This is a genomic window from Pasteurella oralis (assembly GCF_042681465.1).
Classification (GTDB): Bacteria; Pseudomonadota; Gammaproteobacteria; order Enterobacterales; family Pasteurellaceae; genus Pasteurella; species Pasteurella oralis.
The window spans coordinates 1-17,394 of sequence record NZ_JBHUFP010000003.1 but is presented as its reverse complement, the minus strand read 5'-3'; the positions used below and the strand labels follow the sequence as shown (position 1 = coordinate 17,394).

The 17,394-nt window shown below is 37.7% G+C and carries 16 protein-coding genes; 6 read left to right on the top strand and 10 right to left on the bottom strand.

The features are described from left to right. Positions 1 to 59: 59 nt before the first annotated feature. The gene (asnA, locus tag ACFSAV_RS01215) at positions 60 to 1,052 is read right to left on the bottom strand and encodes an aspartate--ammonia ligase (protein ID WP_101776309.1); all 993 of its coding nucleotides are present in this window, start codon (positions 1,050 to 1,052) and stop codon (positions 60 to 62) included. A 156-nt stretch (positions 1,053 to 1,208) separates the two neighbouring features. On the opposite strand from asnA, the gene asnC reads away from it, so the two are divergent. The 6 genes from asnC (at position 1,209) to ACFSAV_RS01185 (ending at position 9,423) form a co-directional block, all read left to right on the top strand. Further along, entirely contained in the window at positions 1,209 to 1,661 is a 453-nt protein-coding gene (gene asnC / locus ACFSAV_RS01210; protein WP_101776310.1) for a transcriptional regulator AsnC, read from the top strand. A gap of 20 nt (positions 1,662 to 1,681) precedes the next feature. Then, complete coding sequence (gene udp / locus ACFSAV_RS01205; RefSeq protein ID WP_101776311.1) at positions 1,682 to 2,440, top strand: uridine phosphorylase; 759 nt, start codon at positions 1,682 to 1,684, stop codon at positions 2,438 to 2,440. Between the two features lie 218 nt (positions 2,441 to 2,658). Then, the gene (rimO, locus tag ACFSAV_RS01200; RefSeq protein ID WP_379095325.1) at positions 2,659 to 3,999 is read left to right on the top strand and encodes a 30S ribosomal protein S12 methylthiotransferase RimO; all 1,341 of its coding nucleotides are present in this window, start codon (positions 2,659 to 2,661) and stop codon (positions 3,997 to 3,999) included. Positions 4,000 to 4,184: 185 nt separating this feature from the next. Next, positions 4,185 to 8,522 (top strand): YadA-like family protein, encoded by a 4,338-nt coding sequence (locus tag ACFSAV_RS01195; RefSeq protein WP_379095322.1) that lies wholly within the window; start codon positions 4,185 to 4,187, stop codon positions 8,520 to 8,522. Positions 8,523 to 8,645: 123 nt separating this feature from the next. After that, positions 8,646 to 9,116, top strand: coding sequence for a low molecular weight protein-tyrosine-phosphatase (locus ACFSAV_RS01190; RefSeq protein WP_379095319.1), 471 nt, complete (start codon positions 8,646 to 8,648; stop codon positions 9,114 to 9,116). Positions 9,117 to 9,210: 94 nt separating this feature from the next. Then, complete coding sequence (locus tag ACFSAV_RS01185; RefSeq protein ID WP_101776315.1) at positions 9,211 to 9,423, top strand: YdcH family protein; 213 nt, start codon at positions 9,211 to 9,213, stop codon at positions 9,421 to 9,423. 66 nt (positions 9,424 to 9,489) lie between these two features. Here ACFSAV_RS01185 and slyD read toward each other — a convergent pair whose 3' ends face one another. The 9 genes from slyD to def all read right to left on the bottom strand — a co-directional run bounded on the left by slyD (position 9,490) and on the right by def (position 17,088). Then, positions 9,490 to 10,086 carry a peptidylprolyl isomerase gene (slyD, locus tag ACFSAV_RS01180; protein ID WP_101776316.1) on the bottom strand — a complete coding sequence of 199 codons (597 nt, stop codon included), beginning with the start codon at positions 10,084 to 10,086 and terminating at the stop codon, positions 9,490 to 9,492. A gap of 64 nt (positions 10,087 to 10,150) precedes the next feature. After that, a complete protein-coding gene (locus ACFSAV_RS01175) occupies positions 10,151 to 10,855 on the bottom strand; it encodes an SIMPL domain-containing protein (RefSeq protein WP_379095315.1) in 705 nt (234 codons plus the stop codon). A 127-nt stretch (positions 10,856 to 10,982) separates the two neighbouring features. Continuing rightward, positions 10,983 to 11,390 (bottom strand): ribonuclease E inhibitor RraB, encoded by a 408-nt coding sequence (rraB, locus tag ACFSAV_RS01170; RefSeq protein ID WP_379095312.1) that lies wholly within the window; start codon positions 11,388 to 11,390, stop codon positions 10,983 to 10,985. Positions 11,391 to 11,520: 130 nt separating this feature from the next. Next, entirely contained in the window at positions 11,521 to 11,925 is a 405-nt protein-coding gene (gene mscL, locus ACFSAV_RS01165) for a large-conductance mechanosensitive channel protein MscL (protein ID WP_379095309.1), read from the bottom strand. 82 nt (positions 11,926 to 12,007) lie between these two features. Continuing rightward, positions 12,008 to 13,384 carry a Trk system potassium transporter TrkA gene (gene trkA, locus ACFSAV_RS01160; protein WP_101776320.1) on the bottom strand — a complete coding sequence of 459 codons (1,377 nt, stop codon included), beginning with the start codon at positions 13,382 to 13,384 and terminating at the stop codon, positions 12,008 to 12,010. Next, positions 13,384 to 14,208, bottom strand: coding sequence for a glycosyltransferase family 2 protein (locus tag ACFSAV_RS01155; protein ID WP_101776321.1), 825 nt, complete (start codon positions 14,206 to 14,208; stop codon positions 13,384 to 13,386). Before ACFSAV_RS01155 ends, trkA begins: the two co-directional genes overlap by 1 nt. Then, positions 14,208 to 15,554, bottom strand: coding sequence for a 16S rRNA (cytosine(967)-C(5))-methyltransferase RsmB (rsmB, locus tag ACFSAV_RS01150; protein WP_379095306.1), 1,347 nt, complete (start codon positions 15,552 to 15,554; stop codon positions 14,208 to 14,210). Before rsmB ends, ACFSAV_RS01155 begins: the two co-directional genes overlap by 1 nt. After that, positions 15,554 to 16,507 (bottom strand): methionyl-tRNA formyltransferase, encoded by a 954-nt coding sequence (fmt, locus tag ACFSAV_RS01145; RefSeq protein WP_379095303.1) that lies wholly within the window; start codon positions 16,505 to 16,507, stop codon positions 15,554 to 15,556. The genes rsmB and fmt overlap by 1 nt, the downstream gene beginning before the upstream one ends. Positions 16,508 to 16,575: 68 nt before the next feature. Beyond that, entirely contained in the window at positions 16,576 to 17,088 is a 513-nt protein-coding gene (gene def / locus ACFSAV_RS01140; protein WP_379095300.1) for a peptide deformylase, read from the bottom strand. Between the last annotated feature and the right edge of the window lie 306 nt (positions 17,089 to 17,394).

Here is a 17,394-nt window from a genome sequence, read left to right as displayed (position 1 = left end):
AAAAGTGCGGTGAAAATTTTCAAAAAATCCACCGCACTTTTACTCATCTAGTTAATAGGTTACAGAATATTCTCAAACTCTTCCATGACCCACTTCGGCCAAACACTGGACTGTACTTCCCCAATATGCTTTTTCTGTAGTAGCAACATCACTAAACGAGAACGTCCAATACCACCACCAATGGACAATGGTAAACGTCCATTAATTAAATCTTGGTGCCAATCAAATTGAAGACGATCTTCATTTTTCGTTAAAGCAAGCTGCTTACGTAATGCTGTTTCATCGACACGAATCCCCATAGAGGAAAGCTCAAAAGCACGTTCTAACACAGGGTTCCATACTAGAATATCGCCATTTAAGCCTTTATATTCGCCTTCTGATGGCGTGGTCCAGTCATCATAATCTGGTGCTCGCATATCATGTGGTTTCCCATCTGATAACTTACCACCAATGCCAATTAAGAACACCGCACCATGCTCTTTACAAATCGCATTTTCACGCTCCTTGTCATTCATATTTGGAAAACGTTGCACTAATTCTTCACTGTGTACAAATTTAATTTCTTTGGGTAAAAACTTAGCCAAACCAAATTTTTGACTCACTGCATCTTCTGTTTCTAACATTGCGGCATAAATTGATTTCACCGTTTCTTTTAAATATTCAATATTACGCTGCTGTTCAGAAATTACTTTTTCCCAATCCCACTGATCCACATAAACAGAATGGGTTTGATCTAATGAATCTTCATCTGGACGTAATGCCGTCATATGCACAAATAACCCTTCTCCTTCGGCAAAATTAAAACGCGCAAGAGTATGACGCTTCCATTTGGCTAACGAATGAACCACTTCAAAAGTCGCATCTGTGATCTGTTTCACATTTACTTGTACTGCTTTCTCTGCACCTGAAAGATTATCTTGAATACCATTACCAACTTGACTTAGGATAGGACCTTGAACTTCAACAATACCTAAATGTTCTGCTAATTTTTCTGTGAATGTGTTCTTCGCGAAGCTAATTTCTTGTTGCTGTAAAATAAATGATTTCTTCATTTCCGATACCTTAAAAATAGATCTACATCAAAATTGTTGGATATTATTTAATATTATGGGCATACAACTCAATACATTTTTGCAAAAAAGGGATATAATATAAATCTCATCAAATATAATATGCATTTTTTTAAATAAATTCTAAAAAGGTAGACTATGCACAACATTGATAATCTTGATCAGCAAATTTTACGTGTACTCACTAAAGATGCACGCACACCTTATGCTGAAATGGCAAAAAACTTTGGCGTGAGTCCAGGTACGATTCATGTGCGCGTTGAGAAAATGCGTCAAGCCGGTATTATTGAAGGAACTAAAGTACGTATTAATGAACGAAAATTGGGTTATGATGTTTGCTGTTTCATTGGCATTATTCTGAAAAGTGCAAAAGATTATGAGAAAGTAATAAAAAAATTAGAAGGATTCGACGAAGTTGTCGAAGCTTATTATACTACAGGTAACTACTCTATTTTTATTAAAGTCATGACCCACACTATCGCAGAATTACATTCTGTCTTAGCCACAAAAATTCAGTTAATTGATGAAATCCAATCTACTGAAACCTTAATTTCAATGCAAAATCCCATTTTGCGTGATATTAAACCCTAGCATAATGATAAGGAGAGATTATGTCAGAAGTATTCCATCTAGGTTTAACCAAGGCTATGTTAGAAGGTGCAACATTAGCCATCACCCCTGGTGCACCAGAACGTGTTGAAAAAATTGCCAGTTTATTAGAACGTCCAAAATTTTTAGCTTCAACACGTGAATTCACCTCTTGGCTTGGTTATATCGGAGATAAAGCGGTTGTAGTTTGTTCAACAGGGATTGGTGGTCCTTCAGTGTCTATCGCAGTTGAAGAACTCGCACAATTAGGTGTTCGCACCTTCTTACGTATTGGTACTACAGGGGCAATTCAACCACATATTAATGTGGGTGATATTTTAGTCACAACTGGTGCAGTGCGTTTAGATGGTGCGAGCTTACATTTTGCACCAATGGAGTATCCGGCCGTCGCAAACTTTGAATGTACTACTGCACTTTACAAAGCAGCGATAGAATGTGCCAATCAAAAAGTCTATGTAGGTATTACTGCAGCCTCAGATACATTCTACCCAGGTCAAGAGCGTTACGATACTTATAGCGGTAAAGTTTATCGTCACTTCCAAGGTTCATTACAACAATGGCAAGATCTCAATGTGATGAATTTTGAAATGGAATCTGCTACTTTATTTACTATGTGTTCTGCTTTAGGCTTGCGTGCAGGTATGGTTGCAGGTGCGATTGTAAATCGTACACAGCAAGAAATCCCAAATGAGGAAACAGCAAAAAATGTAGAAAAAAATGCTGTTGAAGTTGTAGTGAAAGCGGCAGCATTACTGGTTTAAAAATCACTATTTCATTGCTAAACGCTTGGTTAAATACCAAGCGTTTTTTTTCATTTTTTATGTCGACAAAATTTAGCAAAAATCGACCGCACTTTGACTAGCTTTTCTTCTTTTTCTATACAATTCAAGCTTTTTTTGGATACTTTATCGCCTTTTGTATGCAAATTCTGTACAATAGTTTTATTTTTTCAATTTCATGAATATGTTGAGAGTTTTTTATGACATCTTCTTTACCAAATATTGGTTTTATTAGCCTCGGTTGCCCTAAAAATTTAGTCGATTCTGAACGCATTCTCACTGAATTGCGTGCAGATGGTTATAACATTATTCCAAGTTATGAAAACGCAGATTTGGTGATTGTCAATACTTGCGGTTTTATCGATAGTGCCGTACAGGAATCGCTTGAAGCGATTGGCGAAGCGTTAGAAGAAAATGGCAAAGTCATTGTGACTGGTTGCCTAGGTGCAAAAGAAGATCGTATCCGTGAAGTCCATCCTAAAGTCTTAGAAGTAACTGGTCCCCACAGTTATGAGGCTGTAATGACACAAGTGCATAAGTATGTGCCGAAACCAGACTACAACCCTTATGTTAATCTTGTACCTAAACAAGGAGTAAAGCTGACCCCAAAACATTATGCCTATTTAAAAATTTCTGAGGGTTGTGATCATCGTTGTACATTTTGCATTATTCCTTCTATGCGTGGCGATTTAGATAGCCGTTCCATTACACAAGTTTTAGATGAAGCGAAACGACTTGTCGATGCTGGCGTAAAAGAAATTTTGATTGTTTCGCAAGACACCTCTGCTTATTCACTCGACCAAAGCAAAGAAAATCAAAATAAAACTGTTTTCTGGAATGGTATGCCAATTAAGAACAACTTAATTAGCCTATGTGAACAGCTTGGCAAATTAGGCGTATGGGTGCGTTTACATTATGTCTATCCTTATCCACATGTTGATCACCTTATTCCACTGATGGCAGAAGGTAAAATTCTGCCTTATTTAGATATTCCACTGCAGCATGCAAGCCCAAAAATCTTAAAGGCGATGAAAAGACCAGGTTCGATTGATCGCACATTAGAACGCATAAAAAAATGGCGCGAGATTTGTCCAGATCTCACGTTACGTTCCACTTTTATTGTGGGTTTCCCAGGTGAAACTGAACAAGATTTCCAATTACTCTTAGACTTCTTAGAACAAGCGCAACTTGATCGCGTGGGCTGTTTTAAATTTAGCCCTGTAGAAGGTGCTGTTGCTACTGATATGCCAGATCAAGTTGCAGAGGAGGTCAAAGAAGAACGCTTCCATCGCTTTATGCAATTACAGCAACAAATTTCAGCACAACGCCTACAACAAAAAGTAGGCAAAATATTAACTGTAATAATCGATGTAATTGATGAAGAAGACATCATTGGACGTTCGATGGCAGACGCGCCAGAAATTGATGGTGTTGTTTATATTGAAAACCCAGAGCAAATGGAGATTAAAGTTGGACAGTTTGTTCAAGTCCAAATTACGCAGGCAGATGAATACGATCTTTACGGTATTTTAACAATTTAATTACATCTTTTCACAACTTTACATAGCAAAGATAGTGATTAATTAATAACCATCGTAAAATTAATAATCAAGTTTACTTTACACATCCTTGTTTCCATAGCTGTACCAAATAGGGATTATAACCACTAGATAAATGAGAATTTTTCTATTCTCAATATATCTAATAGAAATCACAGGTGAAATAAATGAATAAAATCTATCGTACATTATGGAACACGGCTACTCAAAGCTGGATCGTTGTCTCAGAATTAGCAAAATCTGGTGGAAAAAGCGCATCAGCCAAAACAGGACTAGTCAATGGAGTAAGCGGTGTTAGTCTTACTTTGACAACAGTTACTGCATCTTTGTTATTCGTCAGTGGACAGGTTGGAGCTGTGGATATAGTTGGAAATAAATTCACTTTACCAACAAATACTGATGGTAATTATTGTTTTTTTGATAAAGCAACAGAAAGTGTAATTTGTGGTGATGAAAATACCAAGACTGTGGATAAGTTTAATAATAAAACACCTAAATCAGTTGTGATTGGCAAAGGTGCTGTGAATGAAGGCGAGAGTAACGTAGCTGTAGGGGCAACTGCAAAAACAGGAGCGACTACTGCGGCTATAGCTATTGGTAATGCAGCACAAGCTAATAAAGATTATGCGATTGCAGTAGGACATGAAGCTCAAGGCAATGGTAAATGGGATATTTCTATCGGACGTCTTGCTGGACAAAATGCAACCCCAGCGAATAATAGTGAAGGTAGGAATATTGCAATTGGTGATGGAGCACTAAAAGATGGTAAAAATGTTAATAATAATACCGCACTAGGTACCAGTGCTGGTCAAAGATTATCAGGTACACATAATGTGATTATGGGTACTTATGCTAATGCAGATGAGGCCGTTCAATCTGCTTTAGCAGGATCAACAATTACAGAAATAAAAGCAAAACAAACTTCTGACAATAAATACTATATAGAAGCTAGTAATACTGTGGCATTAGGTCATCGAGCATTAGCAACTCAGCTAGCCGCTGTGGCAATAGGACAACAAGCAAAAGCATTAGGTAGTCAAACTATTGCAACAGGTAATGGTGCTAAAGCAAGTGGTTCAGGCTCCGTTGCAACTGGTAGCAATTCCATTTCAACTGGAACTTCCTCAATAGCAATTGGTGGTACTGTAAATTCAGCAGAATCAACTAAAACTATCGCCTCTGATCATTATGCTATCGCGATGGGTAATGGCGCACACGCCACTAAGTCAGATACAGTTGCGGTTGGTAGAAATGCTAAAGCAGCGGGACAAGGAACAATTGCTATTGGTTACAATTCTGGGGTGCTGAAATTATCAACAGAAACAACTGATGCTATCGTTGCAGCGACAGACGCCGTCTTTATCGGTAATAAAGCTGGCTATAAATCAAACAACAATCGTATGCAAGTATCTATTGGTAAAGACTCTGGTGAAGGAATTGTTGGCACAGAAAATATTACTTTTGGTAATGGCGCAGGTAAAAATACCAAAGGTAATACAAATGTCGCTATCTCAAGTCGTGCGGGGCAAAATGTCGAAGGTCACGATAACTTTGCTGCCTTAATTGAAGCTGGGCAAAATATTAAAGGTGTTAACAATATTGCGATTGGTAAACACGCAGGTCGTGGCACAGATGCTAATCAAAAACTAGCAATCAATAATACTATTGCATTAGGTAAATCTGCACTTGCTTCTAAAGATGATGGTATCGCTATTGGTCAAGATTCCAAAACACAAGCAACCAATGCTATTGCTATTGGCCGCAGTACAACTATTAGTGATACAGGTCTAGGCTCTGTCGCAATTGGTGCATATAGTTCTGCAAATGGCGTAAATTCAGCGGCGATTGGTCAAAAAGCTGAAGCCTCAGGTCAAAACTCTTTCGCTGGCGGTCAAGACTCTCATGCAACAGGTAAATCATCAATCGCTATTGGTGATGGCGCGAAAAGCTCTTCTGACTCATCTATTTCTGTAGGGACATATTCTAAAGCCTCAGCTGGCGGTACAACTGCTCTTGGTTATAAAAGTAATGCACAGGGATATCGTAGTTCAGCGTTAGGTTCTGAAGCTTCCGCGACAGCAATCAGTACTAGTTCCGTTGCTGTCGGTGACAAATCTCAAGTTAATGCAGTCAAAGGGGTGGCTATTGGTTATAACGCTCAAGCAATAGGTGGCGAAACAGCCAATATTGCAATTGGTGATAGCGCTAAAGCAGATGCAAGCGGTGCAATTGTGTTAGGTACAAAAGCAGAGGCTTCAAGCTTAACTGGTACGGATGGCAAAAAATATGGTGCATATTCAGCTATCGTTATTGGTACTGAAGCCAAAGCTATTGCACAACAAGCTCAAAATGGCAAATATGAAAATCCGAAAGATGCTATTGCTATTGGTACAAAGGCTGAGGCACATTATGCTAGCGCAATTGCTTTAGGAGCTGGTGCTAAATCTGATACCAAAGCACAAGCAGTATCTATTGGTTATAATTCAAATGCAAAAGGCTATCAAGCCATTGCTTTTGGTTCTGAAGCAAAAACAACTGAAAATGCAGGTAGTTCTATTGCACTTGGGACGAAAGCTCATACCCGTGCGGCTTTTTCATTAGCATTTGGTTCAGAAGCAGAAACAGGCTTTGATGGCGGCAGTTTAACAGACGGTGCAGGGGCTATTGCTTTAGGACAAAAGGCGAAAGCCAAAAAACAAAGCTCAATAGCATTGGGTCAAGATGCTATTGCAGATCATAAAGATGCAGTAGCTCTTGGCAGTGGCTCACAAACAGCCGATGCAATAGCAACAACCCAAGCAACAGTGAATGGTTTTACTTATTCTGGCTTTGCTGGTACTGCGCCTACATCAACGGTAAGTATTGGTAAAGCAGGTGCAGAACGTACAATTACTAATGTTGCAGCAGGTCGTATCACCAAAGATAGCACCGATGCAATTAACGGTAGTCAATTATATTTAGCGCTAAATACACTAGGGCATGTTGGTGATACTTTAGTCACCAATGTATTAGGTGGAGATGCTGCAATTGTTAAAACAGGGGATACTGCTGGTACATTAACAATGTCAAACATTGGTGGTACTGGTAAAGGGACTATCCATGAAGCTATTCAATCCGTCAATAACACAGCAAAAGCCGCTAAAACTGAAGTTGTTCAAGGTAATAACATCGTTGTTACAGAAACCGTAGGAACCGATGGTAATAAAGTATACACTGTTGCCACAGCTAAAGAAGTCAACTTTGATAAAACTACTGTTGGCAGTGTAGTAATTGATAAAAATACTAATGATATTACTGGGTTAGCTAATAAAGAATTAACATCACCAGATTTTGGTACAAAAGGCAGAGCGGCAACTGAAGAGCAGCTAAGTAAGGCAGTAAATCAAGTTACTGGTATTTTAGGTGGAGATGCTAAATTTGAAAATGGTGCTTTAACTATGACAAATATTGGCGATACTGGTGCAACAACAATTCATGATGCGATTAAAAATGTAAATGCTGTCGCTAAAGCAGCGAAAACAACGGTTAAACAAGGCGATAATATTGTAGTAACTGAAGAAGTAGCTAATGACGGCAGCAAAACTTACACGGTTGCAACCAAAAAAGACGTGAAATTCGATAGCGCTGTTGCAGGTGGTACGAAAATCGATAGTAATGGTTTAACTTTCGTCAATGACGATGGCTCTAAAGTTGACAATAGCCCAAGCATCAGTAAAACAGGTATTAATGCGGGTAACCAAAAAGTAGCCAATGTTGCAAATGGGGATGTATCACAAAATAGTAAAGATGCCGTTAATGGTAGCCAATTATTTGCACAGGCTGAAGGTGTGAAAAATATCATTGGTGGCAATACAACCTATGATCCTACAACTGGTACTTATACAAATGCGAATATTGGCGGTACAGGTAAGAACAATATTAGTGATGCAATTAAAGCAAGTCGCAATGAAGTTTCTGCTGGCAAAAACATGACCGTGACGCCAACCCTAGGGGCTAATGGGCAGACGATCTATGAAGTTGCAACAAAAGACAATGTTGAGTTCAAAGAAATTAAAGTCGGTCCAAGTGTCACGATTAATGAATCAGGCTTACAAGCTGGCAATATTAAAGTTGATGCAACAAGTAATAAGATCAGTGGGCTTGCGAAAGGTGACGTTTCTGCAACAAGTACAGATGCAGTAAATGGCAGCCAGTTACATGAACTTAGCCAGAAGATTAATCAACAAGGCAATAACTACAATGCGTTAGATAAGCGTATTAATAATGTAGACAGAAAACTCCGCGCAGGTATTGCTGGTGCGAATGCGGTGGCTGGTCTACCACAAGCTTATATTCCAGGTAAGAGCATGGTTGCTATCGCCACTAGTACCTATAAAGGTGAAAATGCGGTTGCACTAGGTATGTCACGTATTTCTGATAATGGTAAAGTTATCATTAAATTAACAGGTAATACGAATTCTCGCGGTGACTTTGGTGGAAGTATTGGTGCGGGCTACCAATGGTAATGGCTAACTATTGCTAGAAAGTACAATAAATTCGGCTCTATTCGATTGAATAGAGCCGAATTATATTCTAATTGCAATAAAATAAACGCCTGCGGCAAATTATAAAGAGATAAAGGAAGTAGAATGACAATCAATATATTATTTGTATGTTTAGGTAATATCTGCCGCTCTCCAATGGCAGAGTTTGTCATGCGAGATAAAATTAAACGAGTAGGCTTACAAGATGCGATTAAAACCAGTAGTGCAGGAACCTCAGGTTGGCATAGTGGCGAAGATATGCACTGTGGTACCACAGAGATCTTAGATCTACATAAGATTGATAGCACTGGTTTTCGAAGTAAAAAAGTGCGGTCAGAAAATTGGCAATTTTTCGATTATTTACTTGCAATGGATGATCTCAATCTACAGGATCTCGAGATCATGTTTGGCCATCATCCAGAGAAATTATTCAAAATTACTGATCTCTGTCCTGATTTAGGCTATGACCATATCCCTGATCCTTGGTATAGCAAAAATTTTGCGCAAACTTATCAACTTTTAGACCAATGCTGTGATGCACTATTAAACAAAATACGTATCACACATTGTCTTTAAATTTGTGATCTTCAACACATTTATTTTGAGCAAATTTCGATAAGATAATGGGGAGGTAAGTACTTTTTATACTACAACGCTATAAGGAGCGCCTATGTTTCCAGAATTTCGTGATTTGATTTCTAAATTAAAAATTGAAGATGCCCATTTTAGTCGTTTATTTGACAAACATAATGAGTTGGATCAACGGATTAAAAATATTGAATCCCATATTGAACTCGGTACACCGATAGAAGTAGAAAATTTAAAAAAAGAGAAATTGCGTTTGAAAGATGAGCTTTATGCCATATTGAAAAAGCAAAGCTAAACTACTCAAAATTGCTAAAAAAAGAACCGCACTTAATGTGTGGTTCTTTTTTTTTCAGAGTCAAAATTAGTGTTTACATCCACCATTACCACAGCAACCTTCGTGATCATGATGGTGATGTTCATGATGATGGCTGCCACAACCACAACCATGTCCGTCTTCATCACTATCGTGATGGTGTCCACCACAGCAGCCGCCTTCTTGATGAATATGTCCATGCGAAATTTCTTCTAATGTAGCCTCACGAGTTGCCACTACTTCAACAGTAAATAACAATTCTTGACCTGCTAACATGTGATTACCATCTACTACAACATCATTTTCTGCAACTTCAGTAATGACGACAGGTAATGCACCAATATCTGTATCAGCAATAAAACGCATTCCTACGACTAATTCATCTACACCTTGAAATACATCTTTTGGTACACGCTGCACCATATTTTCATTATATTCGCCGTAACCTTCTTCTGGTTTTACACGCACCTCAAATTTATCACCAACTGCTTTGCCTTCTAATGCATTTTCTAAACCAATGACTAAATTATTATGACCCTGTAAATATTCTAAAGGTTGGTTGGTTGGCGCCTCATCAACTAATACACCATCTGCTGTGCGTACTTGATAAGCAATACTCACCACCACATTTTTTGCAACTTTCATTATTACTCCGATTTTTTAACGAATGAATTTGATTATTGTATAAGAAATATGAAGTATTAGAAAGCTAATCATTGATTAATTCAATCTTCGCTTGTACTTGCGCGCGAATCTGAGTTTTCCCCGCTTCAAGTGCCATCTCATCTGCAGCATATGAGACCGCACTTGCACGCATCATTTTATTAGAGTAAGGACGTGGTGATTGAACAAAATGATCTGGCGTAGCAATGTTTAATTCGATGACTTTATAGCCTTTACTCTTTAAACTGGTTTGGATCACTTTCGCTTTTTGCTCAAATTTTTGTAACACCGCTTCTGTCATTTCATTTTCCAATGCAGTCAGTGTATCTGGTGAAATGGAAGCATACAGTTTTTCAATCATTAATTGGTTGTTTAACTCTGAGACCAATTTAGAAAGTGCAACAGAGTCTTTACTTTGTAAAACAAGTTCAGCACGGCTTACCCAACCATTTTGTTTACCATCTTTGCCATAGCGCACTTGTGTATTACGATCTTGTGATTGAATTTGCACAATACTTTGCTTTTTCACTAAAGCAATTGCGGTATTAATACGCTCTGTCACATTTTTATTTAATAAACTAATGTCTTTACCTTCCTCTTGAGTGAACATGACTACTTGCATTAAATCTTGATTTACTTCTCTTTCAACTTCTGCACTAAAAGTCACAATATTACTTGGCTGACTTTCTGCATTCGCAGAAACGGCAAAAGGTAAAGCTAATAATGCTAATGTTAAATGTTTTAATTTCATAAAATATCCTTATTAGAGTTAAAAATAATCATTTATTAGGCAATATCACCCCTAAATAGTTCCAAAATAAAACCGCACTTTTAATAAGTATAAAAGTGCGATCTTAATTTATGAAATTTTGATAGGCTTAGGCGTCATCTTCTTCCTCAAAAAATTCACCATCATCGCCATATTCATCATCACTCGCATTTGGATCTTCAAAATAAGTTCCCCAACCATCATAGAGACCAGCAAACTTTTCTACTAATGGAATTAATTCTTTTTGTTGAGCATCTATAATTTCGGGTTTTAATTCGACTTCACTAATAATATCAAAACAGAAAATAACTTTGCCATTATCCTCTTCAAATTCTTCCGCTTCTGATACTTCATAGCCTGCTTTAAATGCTTCTACTGCTATTTTTTCTAACTTATCAAAGTCATGATGTGCAATATGATGTTCAATAATATAAAGTGCATTTGGATCACTGCCATCATTTAATAAATCAGTAATAATTTCGCGCGTTTCAGCTTGTAATACTTGTAAATCAGTCATAATCAATTTGCCTCTTAGAAATGAATTGGCGTTATTGTAAAAGGAATGGGTAGCTTAAACAAGGTAAGATATTTGGTGGTAAAAATAAAAAATCTTCCACTAAGGGAAGATTTTTTCTCGGTAAATGAAATTATTTTTTTAATAAATCACGGATTTCTGTTAATAACACTTCTTCATTTGAAGGTTTTGGCGGTTCAGCTGGCGTTTCTTCTGCTGGTGTTTCACGTTTTAATTTATTCAATGCCTTAATCATTAGGAAAATGGCGAAAGCAATAATAATGAAGTCAAAGACGTTTTGAATAAATGCACCATAATTTAACGTCACTGCGGGTACATCACCTACCGCTTCTTTTAATACGATACTTAGATCTTTAAAATCAACACCACCAGTTAAAATACCTAATACTGGCATAACAACATCGCCAACTAATGAACTGACAATTTTACCAAAAGCACCGCCAATGATCACACCGACAGCCATATCAACAACATTACCACGCATCGCAAATTCGCGAAACTCTTTAATAAAACTCATAAAAACTCCTCACTAAACTTTACTTTGAATCAACGTGCATTATAGGAGCTTTTCATTTGTTGTACAGTATATTTACTCTACTTTAAATAAAAAATACACTCGGCTGAAATAGCTTTTCAATATCAGATACAAATTTTTTATCGCTTAAATATACAATGACATGATCGTTATCTTCAATCACTAAATTTTTCTTTGCCATAATCACTTCATTACCACGCAAAACGGCACCAATAATTGCCCCTTGAGGTAATTTTAGCTCAGAAATTTTGCGACCAATAACGAGTGATGAGTCTTCTTCACCATGAACAATAATTTCGAGTGCTTCTGCGACACCATGTCGTAATGACGCAACATTGACAGTATCTCCTTTACGTACATGGCTTAATAACGCTGAAATTGTTGCCTGTTGTGGTGAAACTGCAATATCAATAGTACCACCTTGAATAAGATTGATATATGCCATACGTTGAATAAGCACCATTGCTTTTTTCGCACCTAAGCGTTTCGCTAATAATGCAGACATAATATTGGCTTCATCATCACTGGTTAATGATAAAAAAACATCAATATTTTCAATCTGCTCTTCAAAGAGGAAAGATTGATCTGATGCATCACCACAAAAAATCAATGTATTAGATAATTTTTCTGCTAACGCGGTTGCACGCTCTGCATTACGTTCAATTAATTTTACTGAGCATTGTCCCTCCAAGCGTTTCGCGACACCGATACCAATATTACCTCCACCAGCAATCATGATACGCTTATAAGGTTTTTCTAGACGTTGTAACTCGCTCATGACCGCTTTAATGTGAATTGTTTCACAAATAAAAGTGACTTCATCACCTGCTTCAATGATAGTTGAGCCCTGTGGACGAATCACTTTATCTTGCCGTAAAATAGACACAATACGGCACTCAATATGTGGCATATGATCTTTCAATGCAGAAATCGCATAACCGACTAATGGGCCACCATAATATGCCTTTACAACCACAAGACTAATACGCCCATCAGCAAAATGCGCTACTTGTAACGCACCGGGATAATCAATCAAACGCGTAATCTCATCTGTAACTAATTTCTCTGGTGAAATAATATGATCAATAGGCAACACATTCGTCTGGAATAATTTATCTTTTTCTCGTAAATATTCCGCATTACGAATACGTGCAATTTTTGTTGGCGTGTTAAATAACGTATAACTAATCTGACACGCTACCATATTAATTTCGTCAGAACTGGTCACCGCGACTAGCAAATCCGCATCTTGCGCCCCTGCTTCGCGTAACACTCTTGGTGAAGAAGCCGAGCCATTCACAACACGTAAATCATGCTTACTTTGTAAATTTTCTAAACGTAGTGATTGATTATCAACCAAAGTAATATCGTTATCCTCACTCACTAAATTTTCAGCAAGTGTTGTCCCAACTTGCCCTGCACCAAGAATGATGATTTTCATTATTCTGTTCTCTCAATTACCAATGGCTTAACACCGACTTCTTGCGTATTTAAATACTGTTTTAGCTGCTCAACTTGACCACAAATGGTTTCCGTGATTTGTTCTGCCACTTCAAGATGATCTTGCCCTGCAGTTCTTTGTGTTTTACCAAATAATATGGCATCTAACAAACGCTCTTCTTGCATTCCTTCATCGCAATAACGCAAAACACCAACATCTTCAAATAAAGTCGCAACTCGACCAAGTTTTGCAACGACATTACCAATAACACTATCATCACCACCTAAACGGCGAAACAAAGATTCTTGTGGAAAACCGCCACAGGCTAATAAAAATAAACGACGAAAAACCACATTGCGTGCAGATGCTAACTGCACATTTTCCCATGCGTCCTTAAAATCAGGATGTTCTGCATAACGTTCCGCTAAATCTACTGGTTTTAAAGCAAGTCTTACTAATGATGTTTCTGGTCGAAAATGAAACACGCAACTTGCTGTCGTTAGTGCTTCTGGCTCATAAGCATCATCTGCGTCTAAAAAAGCAATAAATTCTGCGTTACTTTGTAATGCTCCCCAATTTCTCGCTTTCGCAAGCCCACCATTGCGTGATAGCTTTTCTACGGTGACTTTCTCAGGAAATCGTGCTGCAATTTGATTAGCCAGTTTAAATGTATTGTCTGTCGAATTATCATCTACAATCCAAAGATGATTCAACGCATTTTGGTTTAATACTGAATTAACAGCTCGAATCAGCGTTTTCTCTGCGTTATAACAAGAGATAACCACATCTACTTTGGGAAAAGACCCTTTATTGATATTCATAATTAAACTACCTTCCTTAATTTAGCATAATAAAAACCATCGCCGCCGTTTTCTGTTGGAATAAACTGAAAACCAACTGCGCTTTCTGTAGAAGCAAAAGGCAATTGCTCTAATTTAGCATCTACATTGTCCTGTAAAAATTGCCCAATTTGTAATGCATTTTCCTCAGGTAACACCGAGCAAGTTGCATATAATAAAGTTCCATTTGGTTTTAATATTGCCCAAAGGGCTTGTAAAATTTGTGCTTGTAGCAGCACAAGCTGTTCAATATCAGATTCTTGACGCAACCATTTAATATCAGGATGGCGACGAATCACGCCTGTTGCAGAACAAGGCGCATCTAATAAAATTCGGTCAAATTGGACCGCACTTTTACCCGCAGCAATGCCAACCTGTTCTAACCATTGTGCTGGCTGGCTAGCATCACCGCAAATCACTGTCGCAGACTGTTGCATACGCGCTAAATTTTCATGTACACGTTTCAAACGGCTTTCTTCAATATCTAAAGCAACAACATGGGCTTTCGGTGCTTGTTCTAAAATATGTGTCGTTTTACCACCTGGCGCGGCACAAGCATCTAAAATCAACTCATGGTCCTGTGGCGCCAATAAAATAGCAGACCACTGCGCATGTAAATCTTGAACGCTAACATGTCCTTGTGCGAAAGCAGGCAAATTATTGACTGCGGTAGGCTGTGCCAAACGTAGTGCGCAAGGATTATCTGCACTAAAAGTATCAATACCCTGTTCTGCTAACAAAGCACGATAACTTGTTGTATCACTCTGTTGCTGATTAACACGGATCCACATTGGCGGCTTTTGATTATTGGCTTCAATAATATCACGCCAATTTGGATAAGCTTTTTTCAAACGATTTACTATCCATTCAGGATGTAATGTCTGCCAATGTTTATCGACTTGTGCTAAAAAATGTTGTTGCTCTCGTAAAAAGCGACGTAATACTGCATTAATTAGACCTCGAAACCCCTCAACTTTAAGGGTACTTGTTGCATTAACCACTTCATCAACTGCCGCATGAGAAGGAATACGGGTATAAAGTAATTGGTATAAGCCAACTAGTAATAAGCAATGTACAATGCGTTTTTTTCCCTTCAATGGTTTATCAACAATCAACTTAATAATATTTTCTAAACGAGGTAATACACGGCAAATGCCAAAACAAATTTCTTGTAATAAAGGTAAGTCTTGCTGCTTGATTTGGTTTTGTACCTCAGGCAACAACGTGGATAATGATTTTCCTTGATCTAAAACTTGTAAGATGATTTGAGCTGCCAGTGCACGGCTTGAAAGTGCGGTCTGTTTTTTAGCAGTTTTTACTCGCTTTTGCATTATAGTACCTTACCTACAGTGAACCACTCAGCTCGTCCATTCAACAATTCCTGTGCTGACATCGACTTCTTGCCTGCCGGTTGTAATTGCAATAAATTCAATACACCTTCTGCGGTGGCAACTTGAATACCTTTTTTATCTGCGCTTAAAATCGTTCCTGCTGGTTTATCAACATGTGGTAAAACGACTGCTTGATAAACTTTTATTAATTGCTCATTGCCAAGCTGATCTGTTATAGAAAAATAACTTATTGGCCAAGGATTAAAAGCACGGATACAACGTTCCAATATATTTGCTGATAGACTCCAATCTAATTTCGCTTCTTCTTTAGAAAGTTTCTCCGCATAATTCGACTGTAACTCATCTTGCTTCTCTGCAACAAACTTACCTGATTCTAAATGATCCAATACATCAATAAGCGCACTTGGTGCAATCTCAGCCAGTCTATTATATAAACTAATTGAAGTTTCCTCTGGTCTGATATCACAATAGACTTTGTGCAACATGTCACCTGTATCTAACCCCTCATCCATTTGCATAATCGTCACACCTGTTTGTGTATCACCCGCCCAGATAGCACGTTGAATGGGGGCCGCTCCACGCCAACGAGGTAACAAAGAACCATGCACGTTTAAACAACCTAAACGGGGCGTGTCTAAAACAACCTTTGGTAGAATTAAACCATAAGCCACAACAACCATTACATCAGCATGTAATTCAGCTAATTCAGCTTGCGCTTCAGATTTACGCAGTGATTTAGGTTGATAAATAGGTAGTTGATACTGTTCGGCTAATTGCTTAACAGCACTAGCCTGTAATTTTTTGCCACGCCCAGCAGGTTTATCTGGCTGAGTGTACACAGCAACTACATTATGATGAGAGTCAAGTAAGGCTTGCAAATGTTTTGCCGCGAAATCAGGTGTTCCAGCAAAAATGATATTCAATGGTTTCATGATAAATTGGATAATGTTCTACGTTATGAATCAAAACACCCACGCTTTTAACGTGGGCTACTAAAAAATTATTTTTGTTTAGCGAGCTGCTTCTGCCATTTTATTAATTTTTCTTTCATGCGTTGGCGTTTTAATGGTGATAAATAGTCAGCAAAAACGATTCCATTTAAGTGATCAATTTCATGTTGAATACAAATTGCTAACAAACCATCAGCTTCTAAAGTGTATTCCTTACCATGACGATCTAATGCTTTCACTTTTACTTTCTCTTTACGAGGTACAAAACCACGCATTCCCGGCAACGATAAGCATCCCTCTTCAATACCTGTTTCACCACAACTTTCAACAATTTCAGGATTAATAAGTACATATTGATTTTCTTTTGTACCTTCAATATCAATTGTAATGATTCGCTGATGAATATCTACTTGCGTTGCCGCCAAACCAATACCTTCTTGGTGATACATTGTTTCAAACATATCATCAATAATTTCACGTGTTTTATCATCAACAACATCCACCGGTTTCGCAATAATTTTTAAGCGCTCATCGGGGTAAACCAGTATATTTAATAGTGCCATAATCTCTCTTATTTCATTTATTAAGCTAATAAAGTTACTATTTTAACGGTTTTTTTACTTTTTTACCAAATTCCACAAATAAACTCAAATATGCCTCATAAAACATATCACTCGTTACATTGTCCAACGCTCTCATTTTCCATACTGGAAATTAACAACCCTCATACCCCCTAGGTTATCTATACCAATATGCTTAATATTCAAATTTTTAAAGAAATAAAACAGTAATAAAAGCAAGTAGCCAGCTGGCTTTTTAACTAAAATATCAGTTAGTCTATCAATATTACCTAATATGATTAGTCGAAC